Source organism: Tepidiforma sp., from assembly GCF_034432735.1.
Taxonomy (GTDB): Bacteria; Chloroflexota; Dehalococcoidia; order Tepidiformales; family Tepidiformaceae; genus Tepidiforma.
Window position 1 is genome coordinate 1 of sequence record NZ_DAOUBJ010000076.1, and the last position, 2,732, is coordinate 2,732.

Genomic DNA, 2,732 nt, shown 5'->3' on the forward strand with positions numbered 1-2,732 from the left:
GCTGGCTAGGGCGCGGCAGCTGACGGCCCCTCAATGAAGCCACCATCTTTCGATGGTGGAAACTGCTCACCGCCCGCTACCACCCCCAACCCCCGCCGGCGAATCTGAAAATACCACATCTTGCCCCCCACGCACCACCGCTTTCGAGCGGTCCCCCCGCCTACCCCTCCCACTGGCCAGCCTCCGCCACCAGAAGCGCCCAGCCCTCGCCCCCAGCAGCCCCGTCCAGATTCGATCGGCTGCCTGTTAAGGTCCGTGCAGGCGTTCGAGCGGTTCTCGTTCGATGCCTTCGTCAAGAGACCGCTCGAATGGCCTCCTACCCGCTCAGTATATCGCCGGACCACCCTGCGGGAACGATACTGGCCTCCCCAAGGTCCGGATCGGACAATGCCGATTCACCGCCGCCTCCCCAAGGTCGATGATCACCACGCTATCGTCCTCCCTGTCGATCAGATCGCGCAGCGCCCGCTGCATCCGCGTCAACTCCGGACCGGTCAGGTCGCACAAGTACACCGAATACTGCAGGCGCGTTCCCCACCCGAGCATCTCTTGGTACACCAAGCGGAGGCGGCGGTCGTCCGAAATGTCGTACGCCACCAGGTACCGTCGCCGCTGCATTGCCGTCTCCTTCCCTCGATTCCGCGTCGCTTCCGCGGCCGCCATCGCCCTGCCAGTCGCCATTCCGGCCGGGCCCGAAAGCGCTCAGCGCGTCTCGAACCCCACATAGGCCGGCACCTCGCCGAGCAACGCTGCCGCCAAAAACCGCAGCTGCAGGTCCAGAAGCCGCCGGTAACTCAATCGATATCCGAAGCGCGGATGCCGAACTTCTTGCTCGAGCCGCCGCTCGTAAACCCGCAGGAACTTCTTCCGCCCCTCGTCCGTCAGCGCGTAGCCGGCTCCGAGCTTCCGGATGTCCGCGGGTTCCACCTCCCCATTGTTCAGCGCCGTAATCACCACCGATTCCGCGATGAGCGGCCGGAACTCCTCGGCCATGTCCAGCGCCAAGGCCGGCCGGCCGAACTTCGAACGGTGATACAGCCCGCAATACGGATCGAAACCCACCGCCTGCGCCTGGACCGCCAGGTCCTTCGTCAGCAACGCATAAGCGAACGAAAGGAGCGCATTCACCGGGTCGCGCGGTGGCCGCCGGTTTCGACCGCGAAACAAGTCCGCGGGTTCGAAAGGAAGATCGCGCCGGAGCATCGCCGGGAAGGCCTGGAAATACACCCGCGCCGCGTACCCCTCCACACCGCGGAGACTGTCGATGTCCGGCGCCCGCCGTGCGAGGTTGGTCGCCTCCGCCAGCGCCGCGAGCGAACGCCCAACCTCCCACCGGCTGTTCCGCCGCAACAGCGTCCTCTGGTTTCGGATCTTCGCCACGACGAATGCCCGCGCGTACTCGAGCGCCTCGGCATCCCCCACGGTGAACTGGCGCCGTCGCAGGTCGATGTTCTTCCCCATCAGGCCGCTCGCCATCCCCAAAAAGCGCCCGCCGCGCGTCAGCCAGACGATCGGCGATTCTTGCGCCAGCAGCGCCTGGAGCGCCGATGTCGAAATCCACGCATTGCCGAAGGCGGCCACGTGGCTCACGTCGATCGCCCGAACCCGCGTCGGCTCCCCTTCCCGAGGCTGAACCACCAGATGGTTCGCCTCCTTCTTCAACTGCGTGCCCCCGCCGACCAGGTAGAGCGGCCGCGATGGCGGGTCGCGCGTGATCAACGTCCGCGGTCGCCCCGCGCGCCGCTGCAGCAACAAGTTCACCTCGTCCGGCATGCAGTGGTTCACCAGGACGCAGGCCGGGCATTTCGGGCTGTCGACCAACGGCGGTGGCGCCGCCGGCTCCGCGGCCGCCGCTCGTGCCCCCGCGATCACCTCCCGTACCCTCGCTTCCAGCTCCGGCGTGAGCGGCACGCTCACCCGCCGATTCGCCGCCGCGAAATAGATCACGCCCTCGTCGCAGGTATACCCCGCCTCCCGAAGCAAGAGCACCTGGAGCGCCACCTGCACCGCCTCGGGCTCCCACACGCCGCCCGGCACCGGAGCCGGCTCGCCCCGCTTGTAGTCGACCGGTCGCGCCCTCCCGCCCTCGAACTCCACCAGGTCCAGCTTTCCCGTCACCCCCAGCGCCGCGGAACTCAACTCCATCCCGCGTACGACCGTTCGCCCGCTCTCGTCCTCATCGGGAGCCACCCCGCTCGGAACGTCCACCCGGCGGTGCACGTCGCTCCCCTCGGCCGTGTAATCGTTCTCCGCCCACCACCCGCGGACCCACTCCAGGTAGAACAGCCGCGGACAGTAGACGAATTCGTTCAACATCCGGACCGGGAAGAGCGCACCATCCACCTCGCCCTGCGCCTCGTCCGCCGCCCCCGGCCCCTGGTCAGGCTCGAACCCATCCATACGATGACATTCGGCCGTGATCGCCCGGACATAAGATAATCCGCATCGTCAACGCCAACGTCACCGACCGAATGGAGCCGGCCGCCCGTCGGCGTCCGAATGGGGAGTGGAGCCGGCGCCGCCCCCGCCGGGTAGGCTATCCCCTGCCGCTTCTCCGGCCCGCGGCCGGCCAGAGCAGCCGTGCCGGCCCGATCGGGCCGTCGCCCTGAGATTCGGTCCGCCGCGAGGCGCCGAAGACCGCCGTCACGCCCAGGCCAGCCAAGGTGCGCGCTTCCGGGAGCACCAGCCGCCCCGGCCGCTCCTCGATCCGCAGCGCTGGGTGGTCGATGAGC

At 68.2% G+C, this 2,732-nt stretch carries 3 protein-coding genes; all 3 read right to left on the minus strand.

Going from position 1 to position 2,732, the window contains the following annotated elements; genetic code table 11:
- Window positions 1-324: 324 nt before the first annotated feature.
- A complete protein-coding gene (gene cas2 / locus VAE53_RS07890; RefSeq protein WP_322818824.1) occupies window positions 325-618 on the minus strand; it encodes a CRISPR-associated endonuclease Cas2 in 294 nt (97 codons plus the stop codon).
- A gap of 84 nt (window positions 619-702) precedes the next feature.
- Window positions 703-2,400 carry a CRISPR-associated endonuclease Cas1 gene (cas1, locus tag VAE53_RS07895; RefSeq protein ID WP_322818825.1) on the minus strand — a complete coding sequence of 566 codons (1,698 nt, stop codon included), beginning with the start codon at window positions 2,398-2,400 and terminating at the stop codon, window positions 703-705.
- A gap of 136 nt (window positions 2,401-2,536) precedes the next feature.
- Window positions 2,537-2,732, minus strand: a 196-nt coding sequence (locus VAE53_RS07900) for a hypothetical protein (protein ID WP_322818826.1), incomplete at its 5' end; no start/stop codon positions are given.

Excerpts from the sequence above, each read along its gene's own strand:
- cas2 (WP_322818824.1), bottom strand. The coding sequence starts at position 618 with ATGCAGCGGCGACGGTACCTGGTGGCGTACGACATTTCGGACGACCGC.
- cas1 (WP_322818825.1), bottom strand. The coding sequence starts at position 2,400 with ATGGATGGGTTCGAGCCTGACCAGGGGCCGGGGGCGGCGGACGAGGCG.